General features: G+C 50.5%; 15 protein-coding genes. 6 read left to right on the top strand and 9 right to left on the bottom strand.

Annotation, left to right across the window (positions count from 1 at the left end; translation table 11 throughout):
* Positions 1-27: 27 nt before the first annotated feature.
* The gene (prmC, locus tag CRO74_RS03885; RefSeq protein ID WP_097124670.1) at positions 28-876 is read right to left on the bottom strand and encodes a peptide chain release factor N(5)-glutamine methyltransferase; all 849 of its coding nucleotides are present in this window, start codon (positions 874-876) and stop codon (positions 28-30) included.
* An 80-nt stretch (positions 877-956) separates the two neighbouring features.
* Between prmC and ribD the strand changes: the two genes are divergently transcribed.
* A complete protein-coding gene (gene ribD / locus CRO74_RS03890; protein ID WP_097126002.1) occupies positions 957-2000 on the top strand; it encodes a bifunctional diaminohydroxyphosphoribosylaminopyrimidine deaminase/5-amino-6-(5-phosphoribosylamino)uracil reductase RibD in 1044 nt (347 codons plus the stop codon).
* A gap of 152 nt (positions 2001-2152) precedes the next feature.
* Here the strand turns inward: ribD and CRO74_RS03895 are convergent, their stop codons facing one another.
* Complete coding sequence (locus CRO74_RS03895; protein WP_097124671.1) at positions 2153-2662, bottom strand: hypothetical protein; 510 nt, start codon at positions 2660-2662, stop codon at positions 2153-2155.
* Positions 2663-2676: 14 nt separating this feature from the next.
* On the bottom strand, positions 2677-5631 hold the full coding sequence (locus tag CRO74_RS03900; RefSeq protein WP_245877751.1) for a TonB-dependent receptor: 2955 nt from the start codon (positions 5629-5631) through the stop codon (positions 2677-2679).
* A 610-nt stretch (positions 5632-6241) separates the two neighbouring features.
* Here CRO74_RS03900 and CRO74_RS03905 point away from each other — a divergent pair.
* On the top strand, positions 6242-7669 hold the full coding sequence (locus CRO74_RS03905) for a tetratricopeptide repeat protein (RefSeq protein WP_097124673.1): 1428 nt from the start codon (positions 6242-6244) through the stop codon (positions 7667-7669).
* 11 nt (positions 7670-7680) lie between these two features.
* Here the strand turns inward: CRO74_RS03905 and nagA are convergent, their stop codons facing one another.
* Positions 7681-8853 carry an N-acetylglucosamine-6-phosphate deacetylase gene (gene nagA / locus CRO74_RS03910; RefSeq protein ID WP_097124674.1) on the bottom strand — a complete coding sequence of 391 codons (1173 nt, stop codon included), beginning with the start codon at positions 8851-8853 and terminating at the stop codon, positions 7681-7683.
* 107 nt (positions 8854-8960) lie between these two features.
* Between nagA and CRO74_RS03915 the strand changes: the two genes are divergently transcribed.
* The gene (locus CRO74_RS03915) at positions 8961-10241 is read left to right on the top strand and encodes a 3-phosphoshikimate 1-carboxyvinyltransferase (protein WP_394341878.1); all 1281 of its coding nucleotides are present in this window, start codon (positions 8961-8963) and stop codon (positions 10239-10241) included.
* A 73-nt stretch (positions 10242-10314) separates the two neighbouring features.
* On the opposite strand, the gene CRO74_RS03920 is transcribed toward CRO74_RS03915, so the two are convergent.
* The 3 genes from CRO74_RS03920 to CRO74_RS03930 form a co-directional block, all read right to left on the bottom strand.
* Entirely contained in the window at positions 10315-11712 is a 1398-nt protein-coding gene (locus CRO74_RS03920) for a sensor histidine kinase (protein ID WP_097124675.1), read from the bottom strand.
* Between the two features lie 103 nt (positions 11713-11815).
* Positions 11816-12493: a response regulator gene (locus CRO74_RS03925; protein ID WP_179830170.1), complete on the bottom strand. Its 678-nt coding sequence runs from the start codon at positions 12491-12493 to the stop codon at positions 11816-11818.
* Positions 12494-12967: 474 nt separating this feature from the next.
* Positions 12968-16066 (bottom strand): efflux RND transporter permease subunit, encoded by a 3099-nt coding sequence (locus CRO74_RS03930; protein WP_097124677.1) that lies wholly within the window; start codon positions 16064-16066, stop codon positions 12968-12970.
* Positions 16067-16424: 358 nt separating this feature from the next.
* Between CRO74_RS03930 and CRO74_RS03935 the strand changes: the two genes are divergently transcribed.
* The 3 genes from CRO74_RS03935 (at position 16425) to CRO74_RS03945 (ending at position 20925) form a co-directional block, all read left to right on the top strand.
* Positions 16425-18284: a glycoside hydrolase family 2 protein gene (locus CRO74_RS03935; RefSeq protein WP_097124678.1), complete on the top strand. Its 1860-nt coding sequence runs from the start codon at positions 16425-16427 to the stop codon at positions 18282-18284.
* 124 nt (positions 18285-18408) lie between these two features.
* The gene (locus tag CRO74_RS03940; protein WP_097124680.1) at positions 18409-18615 is read left to right on the top strand and encodes a heavy-metal-associated domain-containing protein; all 207 of its coding nucleotides are present in this window, start codon (positions 18409-18411) and stop codon (positions 18613-18615) included.
* 6 nt (positions 18616-18621) lie between these two features.
* Positions 18622-20925: a heavy metal translocating P-type ATPase gene (locus tag CRO74_RS03945; protein WP_097124681.1), complete on the top strand. Its 2304-nt coding sequence runs from the start codon at positions 18622-18624 to the stop codon at positions 20923-20925.
* 119 nt (positions 20926-21044) lie between these two features.
* Here CRO74_RS03945 and CRO74_RS03950 read toward each other — a convergent pair whose 3' ends face one another.
* Both CRO74_RS03950 and CRO74_RS03955 read right to left on the bottom strand, forming a co-directional pair.
* The gene (locus CRO74_RS03950; RefSeq protein ID WP_097124682.1) at positions 21045-21611 is read right to left on the bottom strand and encodes a 50S ribosomal protein L25/general stress protein Ctc; all 567 of its coding nucleotides are present in this window, start codon (positions 21609-21611) and stop codon (positions 21045-21047) included.
* An 84-nt stretch (positions 21612-21695) separates the two neighbouring features.
* The gene (locus CRO74_RS03955; RefSeq protein ID WP_097126004.1) at positions 21696-22637 is read right to left on the bottom strand and encodes a ribose-phosphate pyrophosphokinase; all 942 of its coding nucleotides are present in this window, start codon (positions 22635-22637) and stop codon (positions 21696-21698) included.
* Positions 22638-22811 lie beyond the last annotated feature (174 nt).

The following is a 22811-nucleotide window of genomic DNA, read 5'->3' on the forward strand; positions in this document are numbered from 1 at the left end:
AAAAGTCGCATGACGTACCGACTACGTTTAAAATGTTGCCCGTATGCTGCGGTCTTTACCGTGAATATCTTTGTATACCTGAATCTTCGTAAAGCCCCGATCGGCGAATACCTGACGCGTCGCTTCACCAAAGCGTTCGTTGATTTCTACGTAGCAGGCTCCCTCTTTGGTGAGGTGACGAACACAGAAATCAGCCACCGCCTTGTAAAAAACCAGCGGGTCGTTATCCTCTACGAACAGCGCCAGATCGGGTTCGTAATTCAGCACGTTTCGGTCCATATCGGCAGCCTCAGAACGGGTTACATAAGGAGGATTGCTCACCACACAGTCGAAACGCTCACTAAAATCAGCCGGAACATTTAAAATATCCTGAATCGAAAACTGGACATCGGCTTTCAGATGCTCCGCATTTTGGCGGGCCAGCATAAGGGCTTTTTCGGAAACATCCCAGCCCGTCACTACCGACTGAGGCAGGAAGCGTGCCATCGTAATGGCAATGCAGCCGCTGCCGGTACCAATATCCAGAATGGGAACATCGTCGACCCGGTCGGCAAAATCATGCATGATTAGTCGAACAAGGTCCTCGGTTTCGGGGCGGGGTATCAGCACATCGGGCGATACCTCGAACTCCAGTCCGCAGAAAATTGTCGTACCAATAACATGCTGGATGGGCTCCTGCCGGTTAAGCCGTTCAAGAATTTTAAACCAGTCGGGTTCGGTACGGTTGGGGGGGAGGGGTTTATCGGTTAATACGTCGGTTTTACGCAGACCGAAATAATGGTCGAGCAGCATGAAGGCCATTTCCCGCGCTTCTTCGGGCGGATAGGCGATGATATTCTTGCTGAGTCGTTCGTATAAGGGTTTGGCAGTAGCCATTTGATTCGGGACTAGTAATTTTGCCAAAAATAGGGAAGTTTTCCCTGAAACCTGGCTTTGTCTAACTTTGAGAAATGGATATGTCTGTTGGTGATCGTTTTATGCGCCGTGCGCTCGAACTGGCTACGCTTGGCCGGGGCCACGTAAGCCCAAATCCAATGGTTGGCTGTGTAATCACGCATGGTTCCGGGAGTCAGGAGCGCATCCTTGGCGAAGGCTGGCATAAGCAGTATGGCGACTGGCATGCCGAAGTCAACGCGGTCAACGCCGTACATCCCGAAAATAAACACTTACTGGCCGAAGCAACCGTGTACGTAACCCTGGAACCCTGCTCACACTGGGGGAAAACGCCCCCATGCGCCGATCTGTTGATTGAACACCGGGTGAAACGGGTTGTTTGCTGTAACGATGATCCTAACCCACTGGTGTCTGGTCAGGGATTTGCGAAACTACGGGCGGCCGGGATACAGGTTGAGACGGGTATTCTGGCGGAAGAGGGACGCTTGCTGAATGCTCGATTCTTTACGTTTTTTGAGCAGAAACGGCCCTATATACTCTTGAAATGGGCCGAAACCACCGACGGATTCATTGCCGGAGAAGGCGGTAAGCCCGTTAAGATAAGCGGTGATCTGGCACATCGGCTGGTCCATCGCTGGCGGGGTGAGGAAGATGCCATTCTGGTTGGTACCAACACGGCCCGACTGGATAACCCGCGACTGAATACGCGCTTGTGGGCAGGTAAAAACCCGATTCGTGTTGTACTGGACCGGAATCTGGTGCTGTCCGCCAATCTGCATTTGTTCGATGGTTCTCAACCGACGCTTGTCTATCACGCTTCTCAAACGAACGTGCCGACCAACTACCCCAATGTCAGTTATGTATTCGCCGAATCACTGGATCAGTTGATCGGTGACCTCTATCTCCGTAAAATACAGTCGGTGCTGGTAGAAGGGGGCGCAGCTGTACTGACTTCGTTTATGGAAGCTGGCTTATGGGACGAAATGCGTGTTTTCCGTAGCCCAACGATGCTTGGCGCAGGTGTGAAAGCCCCAACCGTGCGGGGTATATTGCGTAACCGGGAGAAAATAGAGACCGACGAATTGACAAGCTATACAAAACGATAAAGGAAAACTTCTGCCGCACACTTACAATAATTTTACTTTACGCTTCAGGGTAGCAAGTGAGACCAGCTACAGAAAAGCTCCTGCTGGTGGGTGCGTCAGTTATTTGAACGCACTCGCCAGCAGGAGCCTGTCATGGTAACAGAGTTTCGAACCTATTGTGATTGAGAAACCGGCGACGCGTTACTGCCTATGTTGCCACTGGCCATTAGTTTGGAGCCCGCCATAATCTTCACATTCGCGTTGTAGGTGCCTAGCTTGTCATAAAAACCAGCTTCGTTTATGACGTAGTATTTGCTGGTACCAAAGTCTCCGGTGGCACCATTAATGGCGTCGAGTGTTTTGAGCGACTTGGTCGAATTGTCGGCAAGCTTGCCTTCGTAAATAGCCGACGAATAGGTGGTTCCCGAAACGGTATTATAAAGGCCCATTTCCACCATCGTAACCGAAGCACTGTACTTGTAGAAGACCACACGCCCGTAAACGGTTGAGCCGGTTGCCGAGGTTAGTGTGTACGATTTATAGGTCGTTACGGTACCACCGCCAGGAGCCACGCTTGTATTGGGCTCGTATTTATTTTGCTCACACGAACTCAGAAAAACGAGCATGGCGAGAAACAAACCTAGTACTGGAATAACGCTTCTTGTCTTATCGAATCGATTCATAGCTGGAGTGTCGGTTAGAAGTTAAAGGTTAAACGGCCATAGTAATACGCACCATTGGACCCTTGCTGATTGTTGGAGTACAGATAGAAACCCTGATTCTCGGAACGGAGTATTTGTGGGTATTTATCGAAAATGTTGCTGCCGCCAATCGATACTTTTACGTTCCGACTCAGGTCATAGCCGAAGCTCAGATCAAAAACCGCCTGGCCGGAGAACGTCTGATCGTAGAAGTTGCCATCGTTGTCCGAAGAAACTGATCGCTCCGTTACGGTGCCAAAGTAGGTGCCACGTAGCATAGCGTTAAATTTATTGACCCGGTACATCACCGAACCAATCAGTTTCGTTCTTGGCGTGCCTGTTTCAAACTGGCCGATAATATCACGGCTGAGGTATTTGCCAACAATTTGCTCCGAGGTAAGATTGGCTACATTCAGGTCAAGGACTTTCCGGTTGAGAACCGTGTTTTTGCTGAGAATGGTAGCCAGCGTAAACGTAACGCTTTTGCCTTTCTGGAGGTTGAGGGTATAGTTCCCAACGGCCTCAAGACCTTTCGAGCGAACATCGGCACCATTCACGAAGAACTGAGCCTCCCCTTCACCAATTACCTCGCCGTAGTTGTTGCCAACTTCCGACGCGTTGAAATAGCTGGTTCTGAAGATCCGGTTGTCGACGTCAATCTGGTAAGCGTCCAGCGTTACTTCAAACCCTGGTGCGGGCTGATAGGTAAGTCCTATGCCATAGGTACGCGACTGCTCCTGTTTTAGGCCTTTGATGCCCAACACCCGGGCCGCTGTGCTGTTGGTCGGGTAGGTGGTTACGTCAAGCGGCTGGGGGATACCGTTCTTGTCCGGTACGAAGGCTGTAGCCGTGTGCGTATAGTTCAACTCCTGTAGGGAGGGTGCCCGGAAACCGGAGGCAATCGATCCACGCAGCGAAAGTGTTTTGGTGATCGAATAGCGAGCGGCCAGTTTGCCAATCGTTACGCCACCAAAATCAGAGTAGTTTTCCAGACGGAACGCACCGGCTATAAGGAATTTCCGGGTAAGTTCCAGTTCAGCGTCCAGATAGGCGGCCATCGTCGTTCTGAACTCGTTGCGCTCATTTTTAGGGCCGAAACCTGCAAAGCACTGGCAGTTCGACGAGAGGGACTTAACCGTTACCTGCTGGCCTGCTTCTACGGCAAGTGGGTTTCCGTTGGCGTCAACGATGGGAACACTGCTGGCATTTTCCAGTGGTTTGCCATCCGGACCAACCAGGAGCCCGTCTCTGCTAACGGTAACAATGCCTGCCGTTCCGTAAGCATAGCTTTCTTCCTGTCCTTTAATGATTTTGTAATTCTCGATGCGCATCTCGGCACCAAAGGCAATGTTCAGCCCGTTCATAACGCCTTTAAAGTAGCGGGACATGTCGAGGTTCGTCGAGTTCTGGGAGAACTGGTGCGTTCCCAGATTCATGTTCACCGGCGTATTGGAGCCCAAAGACGCATTCATGGTGTTTACCATGCCAAGCCGCATCGTATTCCGGCCGAAGGTGTTGCTGAAGTCAACACTAAACTCGCCGATCTTGCTCTTGAGACCAATGGTGTTCGACACATCCGAGGTGTTGGAGGTCATCTGAGGCCGGAAACCGTTTGGATAGAGCAGGTAGTTGAATCGGTCGGTTTGGGCGGGTCGACGGAAATAGCAGGAGAATCCTTCCAGATACTTATACGATGCGCCACCAAAACTGTAGATGGTGGTGGTGGGGTTTATCTCATACCCGGCATTGTAAAAGGTGCTGCCAAGCGTAATAGCAGGCATACCGGCATACACCGCAAAATCGGCTTTGGTTAGCCCCCGGGCGGTCATCAGTCCTGTTTCTGTGGTCAGTGCGGCAATCTGTGAAGTGTTACCTGCCGCCTGTGCATTGATGAGTTCGGGGTTGGTAATAACTGGATTGCCCGCTTTGTCGGTTCTGAGGTTGTTAAGATACGTTTTATCGAAAAAGCCCCAGTCATTCACGAATGGGCGCAGCGTTGGCCGTCGTTGGGTGATCTGTCCCGACATGTTAAAATAGCCTTTATCGCCAATCTTGAAGCCATAGTTGGCGTCGAACTGGTAGTTGAAGCCGTCGGGTTTGCCCGATTTTGTCAGCGCACCGGCCTGACCACCGGTGTTGGCGTACCCACCACCGGTCAGGCTGGCCGTTAGCTTGTTCGTGCCTTTTTTGAGGATGATGTTAACCACCCCTGCAACGGCGTCGGAACCATACTGAGCAGCGGCACCATCGCGCAGGATTTCGACCCGGTCGATGGCCGAAACGGGAATCGTCATCAGATCGACCGTCGTTGAGGGGCTGCCCACGGCGGTTTCAGTGATGAGAAGTGCCGATGTGTGGCGTCTCTTTCCGTTTACCAGCACAAGAATCTGGTTTGGAGCCATGTTCCGTAGCTGAACGGGATCAACGTGGGAGTTCAAATCACCCCCCTGCGACCGAACGGCATTGAAACTGGGTGCCACAAAAGCCAGCATTTGCGCCAGATCGATTTGTGGCAACTCGCCCATTATGTCCTTGATCGAAATGACATCGACCGGAACGGGCGTTTCCAGAATAGTACGCCCGGTATTGCGCGAGCCCGTTACAATCAATTCCGTCAGCTGAGTGGCGTCTTCATCCAGCGAAATGTTGAACGTGGACTCACTACCTACTTTGACTTCCTTTGTTTTAAAGCCAATGAAACTGAATACAAGCACGTCAGTAGGGGTGGCTTCCAGCGAGAATTTACCTTCACCATCCGTCACGGCACCCCGTCGGCTGTTGCCTTTTACTAATACGTTGACCCCCTGTACGATTTCGGAGTTAACACTGGAGACCACTTTACCGGTTATTCGCTTGCTTTGTGCCAGGGCAGACATTGGACAGAGAGCGACCATCATGAACATGGCAACCAACACAGGTAGAATGTCATGCTTACGTAATTTTATTTCCATGTTTAGCATTTAGATAAAGTTGAACACACTGATTGTTAGGTCACTATATTATTTCTGAGTAGTTTTTTTTAGCCGTAAGTAGCTAGTTAGTGTTGATAAAGTTTGGGCAATAGACTACCACAAGCCGATTTTTTCGACCGATGTATGCTAGTAAACTGAATGCGTAAATGCCGACGGTAATCAGTTCGATCAATAATGATCGTCTAACTACACGCTCACTTAAAAGATGACTCTCTGGTTACTTATTCGCGCGCACGAAATGAGAGGTGGTTTTTTGTTGTACTTTGTCAAATATGCCTACTAAAATTATGACTTCAAATAATTAGATAGAATTTAATACTGTTTTATTTGATTAATACAATATAAAGTTGATAGTCGAATATTTTTGAGGAAAGGTCAAGCGGAGGTAGTACAGCTGATGCGGAAATTCACCCCTGAATTGCTGTTGAATAGGGGCTCGATGGCTGTCACTAGCGGGTTCATCAACCGGGCCTTTGCCTAAGATTTTGGTAACAATATACTGGTTGTCAGTAGACTTTAATAAACTTAGACTCTTGGTTTTGTCTACTTTTGTGTAACGAAAAAACGGTTATTTATTCCTCCACATTCCATGAACTACTATTTACTTACCTGTCTAATCATTTTTTGTAAACTATCTGTCAACGCACAGAATGCAACCAATTCGGTCGAAGCGCTGCACTTTATTAAATTAGGCAACACCCTCAGGATGGTCGACAGACCGCAACAGGCCATTGATCTGGTTCTCCGGGCGCTACCGGCTGTTCAATCGAAAGATGTGTATCTGGAGGCCGTTGCTTACGAGAACCTTGGGTTTGCCTACACGGATCTGGAAAATAGCCAGACTGCCCTAAGCTACTTTTACAAGGCCCATAACCTTTATCAAAAACTGAATTACGGAGCCAGTGCAGCCGCCATGCGTCAACTGATTGGCGAAATGTCGGGCAAGGACCTGTATGCAGGCATCGATATTGGTGCGTCGGGGGTTAAACTGGCCATTTTTAGATCAGTCTATGAGAACGGGTTTTATAACAAAGACATTAAGGTCAAGCCCGTTGCGCCAAACGTAACCCTGGTGTCTGGTACCGCGCAGTCCTTTAAAGATGGTCAGGACGTTATGAAGGCCTACATGGACTCCATCAGACGGTATAAAATTCCCGCCGATCATACCTACATCGCGTTTAGCAGTGGAATCAATGAAACGTTGGGGAAAACACCGGCCAGAAAGAAGAAACTCTATGAGTTGTTCTCGTCGCTGATGAGTGGCAATCCATCCGGAGCTGACAGCCTTCGCATAGATACTACATTGACGGCTGCCCGCGAAGCTGAACTGTTTTTAATCGGCTCCGTTCCCCGCCGGTTGTGGGTCGCTACTTCCTGCATCGATATTGGCAGTGGTAATACTAAGGGAGGCTATTATGATAATGGGCGAAGGTTTCATGCGGTGAGCTTACCGTATGGAACAAAAACGCTGGCTAATTTAATTGACGGCAATCGGTCATTGCCCATAGACGCTTATAAAGAGGAGGCCAGGCGGGTCATTAAAATGATTGCCGATACCGCCGTAAATGTTGAATTCAACACCGCCAGCCCAGGCTTACACCAGCGCAAAACGGTAGCCATCGGCGGGGGAATCGCCTGGGCCATGACCGTTTACCTGCATCCCGAAAAAGCCGGTACTACCGCCGTACCGCTTACTTTGAGCGATGCCCAGCGATTTGCCCGCCTGGTCATGACCGATTACCAGAGCCTGATTCAGCCCGACTTGACCGATTTAGCAGACCCGGTTGTGCGCCGGAAAGCCGAAGCAGACATCAATAATGTCCAGAATCAATTTAACGAGAAGCAATTGATTGCGGGGGCTTTGTTACTGGAATCGGTATTTCGGGCCTACGCCAATACTTCTGTACCCAAACGATTCGTGTTTATTCGGGATTCGGACATTAGCTGGGTAGCAGGCAAGTTTCTGGAAACCCTCAATCAAAACTACGAACAGGCTGTGGTCAAGAGTGCCCGCTAGCGGTTTGGGCGTCAGGCTAGTTGCTGGCCTGATGTCCAGACACTTTTCACGCACAGGTCTTTATCCAGCCGAACCAGATTCGCCAGATAACCCGATTGGATTTTGCCGAGCTGGTCGCCCATGCTGATGATTTCGGCCGGAACGGTCGATGCCATACGTAAGGCGCTGGTGAGGGGGATACCGGCCTGTTCAACGGCAATCTTGACGCAGTCAATCAACGTAATGGCCGATCCGGCCAGATTGCCCTCGTTGTTGACGTAGCGGCCGGGTCCGTTGGTATCGGGTTCGTAGTGTACCACAAATTGGCCGAGTTCAAACGTTGGCCGGGGAGGGTTGGCAAATAGCGCGTCGGAAATGAGGAAGAGCCGTTCGCCCAGCAGTCGGTAGGCAATCCGGATGGTGGTTGGGTTGCAGTGGTAACTGTCAGCAATGATGCTGGCATAAACGGCAGGGTGGTCGAAAACCGCTCCCACCACACCCGGTTCGCGGCTTTCGTACCCGCGCATGGCATTATACAGGTGCGTTGCCAGGGGGATTCCATCGTTGAAAGCCGCAGTAGCCTGTTGATACGTTGCATTGCTGTGACCAAGAGACAGCAGGGTGTTCGAATGCTTTAACTGCTTGATAGTCGCGAATTGGACGGGGGTAAGTATCTCTGGAGCCAGGGTAAGAATACGAATAACATCGGCATCGGTACTGAACAGGGCCTCCAGTTCACCGTCTGCCGGGGTGCGGACATAAGCCATACTGTGGGCTCCCCGTTTGATCGGATTAAAATAAGGTCCCTCAATGTGGATTCCCGGTACGCCAAATGGGTTCTCCGTCCGTACAGCCTGAACAGCCGCCATGGACTCCCGCATAATGTCGAGCGAGGTCGAATGAATGGTAGGGAGTAAGGTAGTGGTGCCATTCCGGGCGTGGGCGTTATAGATGTGCCGGACTGTTTCGGGGGTTGGCTGGTCGTTCAGAAACAGGTCCGATCCACCGTAAAGCTGTAGATCAATCAGGCCCGGAATCAGATAATCACCCCCAAAATCAACGACCGTGGTCTGGTCATCGGTAGCATCAGAAGCCGGTGATGCCTGGCTAATTTCGGCAATACGGTCATTGCTGATTTTTACTGAACTGCCGGGTAACCAGTCGGTTCCGGTAAAAACATGGGCGTTTATGAATTTATATGACATTTGGGTGGTGCCTGAATTCGGGTTGGTACGTTAAATGATGGCTGGAATGTAGTCGATTTTTCGTTTTTTTGCGAACTATTTCATGTGAGTACCAACCTGTTTTTCTTTTGAACGCCGTTCGTTTAAATCCCCCCGCCACGCTGACAAAGCCTGGAATTGTTCAGGACCATCAAGTCCGGGCTACGATTCCACTGGCCTCATCGAAGAGTGAAAGTAATCGCGCTTTGATTATCGACGCGCTTACCGGTTTTCGCTGTGATCTGCAAAACCTGTCAACCGCCCGCGATACCCAGACAATGATTCGGCTGCTGAAGTCAGAGGACACCACGGCCGATGTGCTGGATGCCGGAACTACCATGCGGTTTTTGACCGCGTATTTCAGCGTAACGGGTCAACACAAAATAATGACGGGCACGCCCCGGATGTGTGAGCGCCCGATTGGTATTCTGGTTGATGCACTACGGGCGCTGGGGGCTGATATTACGTACCTGAAAAACGAAGGATATCCCCCGCTTCAGATCAACGGGTTTGCGGCTTCCGCTGAATCGACCAACCGGCTCAGCATTCGGGGCGATGTGAGCAGTCAATACATTTCGGCCCTCGTCATGATTGCTCCGCTGCTGCCCAATGGCCTGACGCTGGAATTGACCGGCGCCATCGGCTCCCGGCCGTATATAGAGATGACCCTGGAGCAGATGCGGTACTTCGGGGCCGATGTTCGGGCAGATTGGGAGGCAAAAACGATAACGGTTGCTCCCCGGCCCTACGTACCGAAACCGTACGCCATCGAGTCGGACTGGTCAGGCGCCAGTTACTGGTACAGTGTAGCCGCCCTGGCAACGGATGAAACGGCTGAGATCAATTTGCTGGGTCTTAAAGCCAAATCCCTGCAGGGCGATAGTGCCATTGTGTCGATCATGCGTCTTCTGGGCGTAGAGAGCACATTTACGGATACGGGCGTTCGGCTAACGAAGATACCAACGCATCAAACCATGGTCTGGGACTTTACCGATTGCCCTGACCTGGCCCAGACCGTTGCCGTTTGTGCCGCCGTAAAAGGTGTTGTTCTGCGGATGACGGGTATCGAAAGTCTGAAAATCAAAGAAACCGATCGGGTGGCTGCGCTACAGGCCGAGTTGCAGAAAATTGGTGCGGAACTGGTAGAGCTAGAAACCAATCATCTGTATGAAGTTCATCAGCTCGCCATTGCTCCTCCCGGCCCCGCAACCATCGCCACCTACGACGACCATCGAATGGCCATGGCTTTTGCCCCGGTGGCCATGCAGCAGGAAATCATCATTGAAGAGCCGGGCGTAGTAGCCAAATCATACCCTTCTTTCTGGGAGGATATGGCGCGGGTTGCAACGGTTGAATTTATAACCGAATAGGTTACTGGCCCCGAATGCAACGCTCAACGTTCCTGTCAAACCATCGGTTTAACAGGAACGTTGAGCGTTGCTCTTAAACAACCTCACCTTCGCCTGATTGTAAGGCGGGTTTTTTTAACGGGCTGGAAGTAGGTAGGGAAATGCGAAATGTGGTGCCTTCACCAACTGTAGATTCTACGTCGATAGTACCGTTGTGCAACTCAATAATGCGTTGTGTCAGCGCGAGACCAATGCCATGGCCATTGATGGTCATGGTAGATTCCGAGCGGTAAAAGGGCTCGAAAATATGCACAATGTCGCTGGATGATATACCATACCCATGGTCACTGAAGGTAAGTATTATCTTTCCGGGCTTGAATAAAATCCTTACCGACATTCGATTATCGGGCGAGTATTTACAGCCGTTTTCCATTAAATTTTGAAACGCTGTTTGCAGGAGGGACTCTTCGCCCAAAATAACCAGCTCCTCTTCCTGAACGGGAAGGTTGTCGAAGTCAATGTCGATCTGATAGTCGGGTTTCTTGCTGACGATCAGGCTTTGGGCCTGCCATAGCAACTCGTCAATGCGGACGGGCTGGTAATTCAGGGTGATGATGTCAGAATTAGCTCTGGCCAGTTCGAGGAGGCCATTTACCAGTCGGATCATACTTTTAACTTCGTCGAGCAGGGCGTCAAATGCCACTTCATATTCCTCGGTTGTACGCGCCTGTAACCGGGTCACTTCAATCTGGCCCATCATCACCGTCAAAGGCGTTCGCAACTCGTGCGACGCATGTGAAACGAAGCTCTTCTGCAAAACAAACGCTTCTTCGAGTCGCGTAAGCAGATCGTTGAAGGTACGGGCCAGGTCCGCCAGCTCATCGCGCGGGCGACCCACGCTCAATCGCTTGTGAATGTTGGTTGCCGAGATGGCGTTGACCTGGGTAATCAGTTCTGCCACCGGCCTGAGGGCATCGGTAGCAAATAAGTACCCGGAAATACCAACAATAATTAAGCTCAGTAGCCAGCCCGAGAATAAAATCTCCCGTAGCCGGACGAGTTTTGTGAGTCCGTATCGGTCATTGCCCGAGGCAACGATCAGTACTTTTTCACCCCGTACATTAAGGTAAAGTACGCCAACGGCTTCCAGATCGCCTATCCGAACATATTGAAATTGCCGGAGGGTTATCTTACGCAGAAAGTCGGGCGTTACCGGGAAGCGGGGCCGTTGGTTTCCCTGATTAAACAGAACCCTTCCCTGCTTGTTGTAAACCGTTACCTGTTCATTGGTGATAACGGGTAAATCGTCTTGCGGCACTTCGCCCACATCTTCGCGAAGACGTATGGTGGTGAAGGCTTTCTCCTGAAGACGTTGCTGAAACTCCTGCTCCCTGAACTGGTCATAGAGGTAGTAAACCGAAACCGTAAAGAGCAGCACAATCGAAGCGACCAGCAGCACAAACAGTAATGTCAGGCGAGTGCGGATATTCATCTTTTAAGGAGTTAGGAGTTAGAAGCGAGGAGTTAGGAGTTGCTGACGCGTCAACACTGCGGGCGTCAGCAACTCCTAACTCCTCGCTTCTAACTCCTAACTCCTACTCTTCCTTCAACATATACCCCATACCAATTACTGTATGGATAAGTTTGGTTGGGAAATCTTTATCAATTTTTTTGCGCAAAAAATTGACATACACATCAATGACGTTCGTACCGGTATCGAAATGAATATCCCAAACTTTTTCGGCGATATCAACGCGAGAGACTACCCGGCCCCGGTTGCGCATCAGGTAGTCGAGCAAACCAAACTCTTTGGCGGTAAGCTCAATTCGTTTGTCACCCCGGCGGGCAATCTTTTCATTCAGATCCAGCTCAAGATCAGCTACCTTCAGTACATTAGACTGCATCCCGGCATCGCTGCTTCGCTTGGTCAGCGCCCGCAGCCGTGCCATTAACTCCCGGAATTCAAATGGTTTGACCAGATAGTCGTCAGCGCCGGCTTCAAAACCTGTGAGCTTATCATCTACAGATCCCATTGCCGTCAGCATCAGTACGGGTGTGCGATTTTTTTCCTGCCTGATTGACTGAACAACATCGAAGCCATTCATTTTAGGCAAGTTAATATCCAGCACAATAACGTCGTAAAGATTATTGAGAGCCATATTGCGTCCTACCTGGCCGTCATACGCTACATCTACTTCACAAGATTGTTCCTCCAGCCCTTTCTTGACAAACGAAGCCAGTTTAGGCTCGTCTTCTACTACCAGAATCTTCATATCGGCAACATACATAGCTATCGGCTGATTTAAAAACGGCAGAATAAATTATTTACTTTATGAGACACTGCCTGGCAAAAATAGCCCTGTTAAGGCCGGCGAATGCTTCGCTCAATCGAGCACTCAAAACTCGTTGACGCGTCTTAAAAGGAGTTGAAAACAGAATTAAAAGACTGTTAAATTACCCTGGGCAAAAAACGCGTGAAACACAAAAAAGCCGCTCCGAATGTCGGGGCGGCTTTCCGCTTCTATCCACACCATTTCAAGATTCACGACCGAGCGGTCGTCAAATCTTGATGTTCAACCTTCCCTTTGTAAAGGATTGTTATGCTAAAGTAAGCAATTTCTTTATATACGACAGAAAAGTAGGTCTTTTTCTGTGTATAGGACATTACAAATGTTGCAACATCTTTTCAATAAAACGTGAAAATCAGGTTAAAAATTATCGACCGCACGTAAAAAAAGCAGGACAGATCAAATGTTGCTGAATTTCTGCCGATAAAAAGCGTAGAAAATGAGCGGAAATATAAAAAGGGTCAGTAAGGTGGCCGTAATTAGCCCGCCAATTACAACAATAGCCAGCGGTTTAGCCGTTTCGGAGCCGATTCCGTGCGAAATAGCTGCCGGAATCAGGCCGATACCGGCCATCATGGCAGTCATAACTACCGGACGTATACGGGAAACAACGCCTTCCCGAATGGCGTCATTCAAAGGCAATCCATTCCGTAAGTTTTTCTTGAATACCGATATAAGGATCACCCCATTTTGAATACAAATGCCAAAGAGGGCGATGAAACCAATCCCTGCCGATATGCTGAAGTTAACATGTGTAAGCAGCAACGCGGCAATGCCTCCAATAATGGCAAATGGGACGTTGAACAAGACCAAACCAGCGTCTTTTACATTGCCGAAAAGAATGAATAAAATAAAGAAAATGGCCAGTAAGCTGATGGGCACAACCTGAGCCAGTCGGGCGGTAGCTCGTTGCTGGTTTTCAAAATCGCCGGCCCATTTAGCGGTGTACCCTGCCGGAAGTTTTACATTGGCCTGTACTTTTTGCTGGGCTTCGGCCACCGCACTACCCATGTCGCGCCCCCGGACCGAGAATTTCACCGCTCCGTAGCGCTGACCCCCTTCCCGAAAAATCAATACCGGGCCGGTCTGGGTATAAACTCGGGCAATTTCCTTGATGGGAATCATGCTGCCGTTTTCGGTAGGAACCATTAACTGGCTAATCTGTTGCTCGCTGGAACGGAAAGGCCGGTCGTACCGAATACGCAGGTCAAATTTTCGCTCGCCTTCGTAGATCTGCGTGGCAGCTTTACCACCAATGGCCATTTCAATGACTGCTTCGGCATCGGCCTTATTGACGCCGTACAAGGCCAGTTTCTGTTCGTCGAGCTCAATGCGCATTTCGGGCTGGCCCGTGGTGCGAATCACCCCCAGGTCTTCGATTCCCTGAACGGTGGCAAGCTGGTTCCTGATTTCGCCCGCTTTGGCTTCCAGAATGGTCTGGTCCGGGCCGTAAATTTTAACGGCGATGGAGCCTTTAACGCCCGAAACAGCTTCCTCTACATTGTCCATAATGGGCTGCGAGAACCCAAAATTTACGCCGGGAAAAACACTGAGTTTTTCCTGCATTTTTTCCACTAATTCTTCTTTGGTTAAGCCGCTCTTCCAGTCGTCCTGCGGGTAAATGTCGACCAGAAATTCAATGTTATAAAAACCTGTTGGGTCGGTTCCGTCATTAGGTCTGCCCGTCTGGGAAATGACGCCTTTTACCTCCGAGAACTGCTCAAAAATATGGCGCATCTGTACACTCTGCTTTACCGATTCGGGCAAAGAAATACTCATCGGCATGGTGGCCCTGACGTAAATGGAGCCCTCATTCAATTCGGGCAAAAACTCGGTACCCAGTAAGGTAAAACCCGACAACCCAATCAAAACAAGCAGACCCGTAAGCAATATGCTTGTTTTCTTGTGGGCGAACGTAAAGCCGAAGAGCCGGGTCGAGTAGTTAGTTACAAAATTGACGAACGGATTGTGCTTCTCCCGAACGTTCTTTTTCAGCAGAATACTCGCCAGAACCGGAACCAGCGTCAGGGTGAAAATAAGGGCACCCAATAGCGCAAAACCCAGTGTCCAGGCTAAGGGAGAGAACATTTTGCCTTCAACTTTCTGGAAAGAGAAAATTGGAATCAGACAGGTAATAATAATGGCCTTTGAAAAGAAAATGGCTTTCCCCATCTCAGTGCCCGTTCGGCGGAGAATACCCAGTTTGGCCAGTCGGTTAAATTTAGCCATGCCCTGCTGGTGAGCCAGTTCATCGAGCGTTACGAAAATGCCCTCCACCATTACGACTGCGCCATCGACGATGATCCCAAAATCAATGGCCCCCATCGACAGTAAGTTGGCCGACATGCCCTTTAGCCGTAAACAGATGAATGCAAATAACAGCGCCAGGGGAATCACGATCGAAACGGTGATCGTAGTGCGCCAGTCGGCCATGAAAATAAACACGATAACCGTTACGAATATGATGCCCTCGATCAGGTTATGCGTTACGGTGTGGGTGGCGAAATTGATGAGCGTTTCCCGGTTGTAGAAGGTGTTGATCTGTACATCGCCGGGCAGGATACTGGTATTCAGCTCATTGATTTTGGCCTTCACCCGTTCAATGACTTCGCTCGGATTTTCGCCTTTGCGCATGACAATGATGCACTCCACTTCGTCGTCTTTCTTATCTCGTCCGGCTTGTCCGAGTCTGGGGAGCGCCGATTCCGAGACCTGCGCTACATTATGAACCGTAATAGGCGTTCCCTTGATGTTCTTAACGATGATGTTCTGAATGTCCTGTTGGTTTTTCAGCAGGCCGATACCCCGTACCACATAGGCTTCCGAGTTTTTCTCAATCACATCGCCACCCACATTTACGTTTGCATTGGCTACGGCCTGGTAGAGCTGGAGGGGCGTAATGTTGTAGTCGATCAACCGGCGCGGATCAACCGAAATTTCGTAGGTCTTCACCTCTCCACCAAAGCTAACCACATCGGCCACGCCCGGCACACTCTTTAGCTGCCGATCGATGACCCAGTCCTGTATTGTTTTCAGTTCGCGGGCGGTGCGGGTTGACGACTGAAGGGTGTAGCGAAAAATCTCACCCGTTGGGCCGTAAGGCGGTTGCACATCCGGCCGGATACCTTCGGGTAATTCAATGCCACTGAGCAGGTTGTTTACCTGCTGGCGGGCAAAGGCATCATCGGCTCCATCATCGAACAGGATTTTAACGACAGATAATCCGAATAAGGACGTAGAGCGTATATCGGTTCGTTTTTGTACAGAGTTCAGTCCAATTTCTATCGGGATGGTAACGAACTTTTCAACCTCCTCCGCCGACCGGCCCGGCCATTGGGTGATGAGGGTTATCTGGGTATTCGTTACATCCGGAAAAGCCTCGATAGGCGTATTCTGATAGCTGATAATGCCGGCCACAACGGCCAGCGCCGTCAGAAAAAAGATGAAAAACTTATTCTTCAGCGAGAAGGAAAGTATGCTTTTGATGAATTTGTTCATACCGGCTATGGTGTACTGCTTTGTTGTGTGCAAAAGTGCCGGGCCGAACTTAAATTGGGCTTAACCTGCTGTTAAAAGTGAGTTAAATAAGTAGTGATCTTTCGTAGTTAGTTCTGGGTTTTTTCTGGAAGCTGCTGTATGTCATTATGTTGACTTTCGGTTTTCAACTTTAAACGCAACAAAAAAGGAGTAGAATTCTTTAGCGTCCTTAAAAAATGGGTTGTAACAAAGTGTGTAATTCAGCGGGCTATACCGGCCATTTAGGACTGGATACAGACTAATTTTTTATGCCAATCGGCCGTTTGCTGCGTTTACTAGGTACTCAAGTGTTCTACCGTGTTTAATTAACTCAACAAGTATGTCTGACATTCAATCAAATTTTGGTCTTGCTTCCAGTAAAGAAGAAACATCACTTATTGACGATCCGATAAACCCTTTACCCAGAGCTGTTTTGCGTCCCAATACCCACTGGTTACTCGATGGTGAGTGGCAGTTTGCTTTGGACCCCAAAGACACCGGACTACGCGACAGATGGTACCTGGGCCATTCCTACGATGGAGTTGCCCAGTGGCCGGGTTCGATAGAAGCGCACATGGCCTACGCAAGAGGGCAGGATAGCCCGGTGATCTGGCACGATAAAGTAATTGCCTGGTATGAACGGGAGTTTTCGTTGCCGGAACGCAGTGCCCCCACGGCCTGCTCCATTATTCAGTTAACCTTTGGTGCCTGTGGCTACGAAACGCGGGTGTGGCTTAACGGGCATCCGCTCAGCACCATCGAGGGAGACGAGGTCCATTATGGTGAGTATACGTCCTTTTCCTACGAACTGGCCGATGAATACCTGCGGCCCGTAAACCGACTGACCGTGCGTATTGCGGATACCATGGATGCAGAAACGCCACGCGGAAAACAGGAATCCCACGTCTATAAACGAGGGGGAATCTGGTACCAGACGTATACGGGCGCTGTGCGATCGGTATGGCTCGAAACCGTTGAGCGAAACCGACTGCGGTCAAGGGTAGGGGTGGTAAGCACTATTGAAGATCACCTGGTTCGGTTTACCCTGACCATTCGTATTCATGATCCGGGCAACTACGTGTTACGGCTTCAGGTCTTTGAGCGAAAAGCACCCGAAACGGCAACCCCGCTGGCAACGTCCGATTTCCCCTTGCGGCTGGAAGCCGGGCAGAAACAGCAACGGGTGTCGATGGAGGTACCCGGAGCGGAACTCTGGTCGACAGAAACCCCCGTTCGCTATAAGCTTGTGGCTCAGTTGATCGATTCTGACGGGTACATTGCCCAGATCGAAACGCAGTTCGGCCTTCGGAAAATAGAAGCCCGTGGCCGGTACGTTTACCTGAACAACAAGCCAATCTACCTCGACGGAATTCTGTATCAACCCGGTACTGCTACCTACGAAGAGATGAAGCGGCATATGAAGGCCATGAAAGAACTGGGCTGCAACCTGGTTCGGGTACACATTGCCGGTATTGATCCCCGAATTTATAACCTGGCCGATAAACTGGGTCTGCTGCTTTGGGTGGAAGTGCCCAGTCCGCACAGTTCCACTGCCCGAAGTCGGCAGAATCACCGGGCGGAGTTAATGCGGATGCTGGCTCTCATTGGAACCCATCCCTCGGTCGTAATCTGGAGCCTGTACAACGAAGACTGGGGGGCGCAGGATATTGCGACCAATCCCGAAACCCGCGAGTACATTATGAATATGTACCATTTCATGCAGCTGGCTTTTCCGCAGTTTCTGGTTGTCGATAACGACGGCTGGCAGCATATCTCGTTTGAAGGGCGGCTCAAGTCCGATTTGCTGACGGCCCACTTGTACACCCCCGACCTGACCCACTGGCAGAACCTCCTCGACAGGCTGGTTGACGGGGATATGGAAACAGTCGCTGCGTTTCCGCTGGTGGTTGGCGATCCCTTCTTCTACCGTCGTCAGGTGCCCCTGATCGTGAGTGAATGGGGTGGGTTTGGATTTGCCAATTATGGCGGGCCGCAGGATGCGGAAGATCGCGCCGAGCGTATCCGGTTGTTTAAGCAGGAAATGCGGAAACGCTCCATTGCAGGCGACGTGTACACGCAGGCTACCAACATTGAAGATGAGCGCAACGGACTCATTGACCCGCAAACCGGCGAACTTAGCGTACCGGCCGGGTTACTGGCCAGCGGTGGTTACGAAACTATACCCAGCATAGCTTTATAAGTAGGTCAGAATTAAGGTTGGCCTGCTGCCAACCTTAATTCTATAAAAGCCATCTGCAATTATATACGGTAAAATGGATGCTTCGGGCTGACCTTTGTGTTATACCACTAAAGACACAAAAATCATGGAAACCATAAAGTTCAAAACCAACATAAAGTGCGGCAACTGCATTGCCACGGTAACACCATTCCTGAACGAAGCCGTTGGAGAGGGAAACTGGGAAGTGGATGTGAAAGATCCTAAAAAAGTGCTGACGGTTTCGGCCGTTGATGCCGCTACAGTGCGTCAGGCCATTGAAAAGGCTGGCTACAAAGCCGAGCCACTAAACTAAAAAGCCATGACTGTCGCCGATACAGACCGGAAATTCGATTCAGGACTTTCGGCCGGGGAAATCAGGAAAACGTATCCCGTGTTGGAAATGTCCTGCGCGGCCTGTGCCGTTAGTGTCGAATCCATCCTGCAACACACACCCGGTGTGCGTGCCGCCGGGGTAAATTACGCCACGCAAACGGCCTGGGTTCAATTCAATCCAACTATCGTTACACCCACCGAACTGCAGACGGCCGTTCGGGAAATGGGGTACGATATTATTATTGAGACGGAAGAGACGGGTGTCGATGCCCGGCAGGTTCAGGAAGAGGCACAGCAACAGCGGGTACAGCGCCTGAAACAGCGAACGATCTGGGCATTGATTCTATCGTTGCCCGTAGTGGTGATCGGTATGTTCTTTATGGACCAGATCCCCTATGGCAACTACATCATGATGGCACTCTCGGCGCCCATTGTGTTTGGGCTGGGTCGGTCGTTTTTTGTCAATGCCTGGAAACAGGCCCGACATGGCAGTGCCAACATGGATACGCTGGTGGCCCTGAGTACGGGTATCGCGTTTCTGTTCAGTGCTTTCACAACGCTCAACCCGGATTTCTGGCACAGCCGGGGCGTTCATCCGCACGTTTATTTCGAGGCCGCATCAGTCGTGATTACGTTCATCATGCTGGGTAAACTGCTCGAAGAAGGAGCCAAATCAAATACATCATCGGCAATTAAAAAGCTGATGGGCCTACAACCCAAAACGGTTCATCTGGTTGTGGGCGATACCGAACAGGAAATCCCGATCGCTTCTGTTCAGGTCGGAAATCTGCTGCTCGTCCGGCCGGGCGAGAAAATTCCGGTCGATGGCCGGGTGGCGTCGGGGCAGTCGTATGTCGATGAAAGCATGATCAGCGGGGAGCCCGTACCGGTCGAAAAGCTGGCCGGTGCTCCGGTCTTCGCCGGGACGATAAATCAGAAAGGTAGTTTTCGGTTTCATGCCGAGAAAGTGGGGGCCGATACGCTGCTGGCTCAAATTATCCGGCTGGTTCAGGATGCGCAGGGGAGTAAAGCCCCGGTGCAGCGCACCGTCGACCGAATTGCCGGTGTTTTCGTACCGGTCGTGCTTGGCATTGCCGTCTTGACCTTCGTTGTCTGGGCGGTCTTTGGTCAATATTTCATGCCGGGAACGGATTCGTTAACCACGGCTCTCCTGACATCGGTAACGGTGCTGGTCATTGCCTGCCCTTGTGCGCTTGGCCTGGCTACCCCAACGGCCATTATGGTGGGTGTTGGCAAAGGAGCCGAAAACAACATCCTGATAAAAGATGCCGAAAGTCTGGAAATTGGCCATACCGTGAACGCAATCGTCCTCGACAAAACCGGAACGATTACTCAGGGAAAACCCGTCGTGACCGACTTACTCTGGTTTGCTGATGCCGACCAACAGCCGCAGCTTGAGGCCGTACTATACACGCTGGAAAAACAGTCCGAGCATCCGCTGGCCGAAGCCGTCGTTACCCATCTGTCGAAGTCAGCATCTGTGCAGCTGGATGGATTTACCAGTATGACCGGACGGGGGGTAAGTGCCCGATATAATAACGACCTGTATCTCATCGGCAGTCAGTCCTTATTACGCGAAAATCAGATTGAGTTACCGGCTGAACTGGCCCGGCAGGCGCTGGAGTTGCAAAATCAGGCGAAAACCGTGGTGTATTTCGCCCGTCAGACGCAAGATGCTGCGAACGGGCAAGTGCTGGCTATTCTGGCCATTACCGACCCGGTTAAAGCCAGTTCGAAGCAGGCCATTGACCGGCTGACGAGTCAGGGTATCGCTGTCTATATGCTAACCGGCGATAATGCCCAGACTGCGGCCGCTGTAGCCAAACAGGTTGGTATCAGCCAGTTCAAAGCCGAGGTAATGCCTTCCGATAAAGCGGCTTTTGTGCGGGAGTTACAGGTTGCCGGGAAAATTGTGGCGATGGTTGGCGATGGCATCAACGATTCGGAGGCACTGGCTCAGGCCAACGTGAGTATTGCGATGGGGAAAGGGTCCGACATTGCCATGGACGTAGCCCGAATGACGTTGATCACGTCCGATCTGACCAGTGTACCCAAGGCACTTCAGTTGTCGAAGCAAACCGTTCGGGTTGTTCGTCAAAACCTGTTCTGGGCGTTTATTTATAATCTGATCGGTATACCCATTGCTGCCGGGGTTCTTTATCCGGCCTTTGGCTTTCTGCTGAACCCGATGATTGCCGGGGCCGCCATGGCGTTAAGTTCAGTATCGGTAGTGAGTAACAGCCTGCGCCTGCGAGGCATCCGGTTGTAACGCGACTAGCCCCCCGCTACTTTCTCAAAGGGTGGGGTACTTCCATCAACGCGTAAACAAAAAAGCCCCACCAGCAAACTGGTGGGGCTTTTTCATGATCTATTAGCGAATTCGCGGTATTATTTACCAACGGTACCACGCAGCGCACGTGGGATTTCGATGCTGGCTACTGGGTTTGACCCCTCTTCTAGCATCTCGATGTTCGTTACCGGAATTTGACCAACACGGACAGATTTGCCCAGGTCAAGACCAGATACGTCTACATCAATAAAATCAGGGATGTTTTCAACGGTACCTTTCACGCGCAGTTTACGAACGCGGGTTACCAGTTTACCACCTTTTTGTACCCCTGGGGCCGTGCCAACTAACCGAACTGGAACAGCAATTTTGATTGGTTTTTTATCCGTTATCAACAGGAAGTCGGCGTGCAGCAGCACGTCACTTACTGGGTGGAATTGTGCTTCCTGAAGAACAGCCCGGTATTCAGCGCCCTCGATGTTGAGAGCTACTTCAAAAATATTGGGTGTATAAATCAAATCACGGAACAGAATAGCCGGGGCATAAAAATGCACCTGCTCGTCTCCACCATATAACACGCATGGAACATTGCCCTCGGCCCGAATCGCCTGTGATTCCGTGCGGCCGAGATTCGCTCGTTGATACCCTACAATCTCGATTTTTTTCATGACTTAAAAATTTAAAAATTAATGAGTGAAAGAACGAATGAGTAGAAAAAGCGGAGCTTAGTCGCTCGTTAACCCGTTCGTTTTTCAGTACTTTATAAACAGTGAACTAATAGATTCGTGATCACGAATGCGCCCGATGGCTTTGGCAAATAACTCGGCCACCGACAACACTCTTATTTTTTCATTGGTCTGCTTCAACGGTAACGTATCCGCAACGACTAACTCCTGCAATACCGAGTTAGCAATGTTCTCATGAGCTTTACCCGACATAATTGGGTGGGTACATACCGCCCGTACGGACAGAGCTCCTTTGTCCAGAATAATCTGGGCCGCTTTCGCCATAGTGCCGCCTGTGTCGATCAGGTCATCCACCAGTACCACATTGGCGCCTTCTACATCGCCAATAACCTGCATGGACGCAATTTCATTGGCCCGTTTACGGTGTTTGTCGCACAGCACAATGTCGGCGTTGAAGTGTTTCGCGAATGTACGGGCACGGTTGGCTCCCCCCACATCCGGCGACGCAACGACCAGGTTTTCCAGATTCAGGCTTCGGATATACGGTACAAACACCGACGTTCCTTCCAGATGGTCGACCGGGAAGTCGAAAAAGCCCTGAATCTGTCCGGCATGAAGATCAATGGTCATTAATCGATCAACACCCGATGCGGCCAGCATATTAGCAACCAGTTTGGCCGCAATCGATACCCTGGGCTTGTCTTTCCGATCCTGCCGGGCGTACCCGAAATACGGAATCACCACGGTTACATAGTGCGCCGATGCACGCCGGGCGGCATCGACCATGAGCATCAGTTCCAGTAAGTTATCGCCGGGAGGGGGCGTCGACTGAATGAGAAACACATCGCAGCCCCGAACGGATTCTTCAAAACTGGGTGACATTTCGCCATCACTGAACCGCCGACAGGTATAACCACCTAAGTCCTTACCGTAATAATGAGCAATCTTTTCTGCCAGATATGTGGATTGACTACCAGAAAAAATCTTGACGGGGTTAAACGAAGCCATGAGTGCCAGACAAATTTCCCGCAAAGGTACGGAAAAAATGGCCCCGTTATCGGTTTGTTTTTAAGTTTCTTTACGAATAGGGGACCATCGCCGGTTTACGGGCGATAAACCAGTCGCTAAAAAGGACCGGAAAAAGGGTTGAAAAGCTCAAACAATTAGCCATACAATAACTTA

The organism is Spirosoma fluviale (assembly GCF_900230225.1).
In the GTDB taxonomy this organism is placed as follows: Bacteria; Bacteroidota; Bacteroidia; order Cytophagales; family Spirosomataceae; genus Spirosoma; species Spirosoma fluviale.